Source organism: Pedobacter sp. 01N416, assembly GCF_056399685.1.
This window is the reverse complement of record NZ_JBFTRT010000812.1, coordinates 1-1,660: the sequence shown is the minus strand read 5'-3', so window position 1 is coordinate 1,660 and position 1,660 is coordinate 1. Positions and strand designations below refer to the sequence as shown.

2 protein-coding genes are annotated in these 1,660 nt (G+C 29.8%); both read right to left on the bottom strand.

Annotated elements, in window-relative coordinates:
• On the bottom strand, window positions 1-931 hold a 931-nt coding region (locus tag AC1DND_RS27420), incomplete at its 3' end, for an RNA-directed DNA polymerase (protein WP_477585960.1).
• A 135-nt stretch (window positions 932-1,066) separates the two neighbouring features.
• Window positions 1,067-1,660: hypothetical protein (locus AC1DND_RS27415; protein ID WP_477585958.1), on the bottom strand; the 594-nt coding region annotated here is incomplete at its 5' end.

Here is a 1,660-nt window from a genome sequence, read left to right as displayed (position 1 = left end):
CTTCAAACTCTGTCTGTTTTTCTGGGAAAGGGTATTCAACTATTTCTATTTCATTGATTTTGCTGTGAAGTTTTTGCTTTTCAATTCTTTCTTCATTTTTCAAATGATTTGCAAGAAAATCCTTTGTAGTTATAATTCTTGTTTTGTCTGAAGAAAGAACTAACCTATGGTTTGAATGCAGATAAATAGTCAAATCATGAAGAAGTTTTTGAGCTTCAATTTTGTTAGAAAAAAAGATATTTATGTCATCAACATATCTAGTAAAATTCTCTGTATGCCTAATGATTTTATTGTCAATATCGGATAATATTGCTTCTGAAACAATGATGCTTGGAACTGGTCCAACAGGAATACCTTTAGAAATATTATTGTTAAGCCCTAATAAAAATCTCTCAAAATCACTATTGTTTGTCGATCCGGACTCTTCTAGAATATTACTTACTCTATGAAGATATATTTGGTTATAGAAGTCTACAAGGTCTGTCATAAGTACAAAGCCATCTTCAAATTTGTTAGCTAGTTCTTCAGCCTTTGAAAGAAAATGTTCAAACCCTTTATTATCTTTATCAAAAAAAGAGCCGTCGTTATCAGGATTTAGCCTGTAAGAGCAAGCAATGTAACGTTCTTTAGGAATTCTAACTTCCTCTATTTTAGAAGCATTTTCAAATGCCAAAGCAGTATAAATTAAACTGTCAATTGGGTCTAATTGATGTACCACTCTATATGCTCCATTTGGTTTTGGCGATGCAGATATAAATGGTGTTTTCGGTGCATATTTATCTACATCAATCGTCAACAGATACTTTAATACACTGTCCCAATCATGTTTAATGGCTTTAAATTCAAACAAAGTTGGGTAAAAGTCGCTATCATAAAATTTTATTAGGTGAATTAATGCCCACTCATACGATTCTCTTTTTATTGTAGCCATTCGTGTTTATTTGATTATCCGCCTACTTATAAAACATAAGATAAATATTTTATAGCATAATTGATTATAATTAATCAAAGTATATTGCCAAATTTTAGAAATTGGATATTTTGAGAGATTTGCAAATGGTCAATGTTAATGCTTAATATTCCACTTATCAGTAGCTGGATCATATTTCATCTTATCACGATAATAGTCTAATAATATCATAGCAGAATCAAGTTGCTTAGATTCGAAGCTTATCTGTCTTTTACTTTCCTTGAATTTAATGTTATAATATTTTGTTACTAGATTTAACTTAGTTTGTAGATTGCTAACCTTATTTTCAATGTTATTAATAGCTTTGTTCTTTGTCTCTAATTGTTGGTTTAAGCTATCGTTCTCTTTGGAAAGCATATTGTAAGTAACAACTTGTTCGTCTCTAACTAAGTAATTGTAAGTGGTAGTAGTAACTGAGTCGTTCTTTTTGATTTCCTTAATCTCCAAAATTTTCCTGACTAAAGAATCATTTTTTAGGTCGTTGATTTCGTTATTGAACTTGATGACTTTAGGGGCATAGAACTGAGAAATGATTAGAATTATTAGCAAGAGGATTATAAACGAAGTTAAAATTAAAAATAACTTGTTGAAACCCTTAAAAAAAGTTGTTAAGGAATCGATTTTATCTACATAAGAATCAATTTTTTTATTTGTGTCTTCTGCTGTTTCTTGCTTAAGCTCAATCAAACC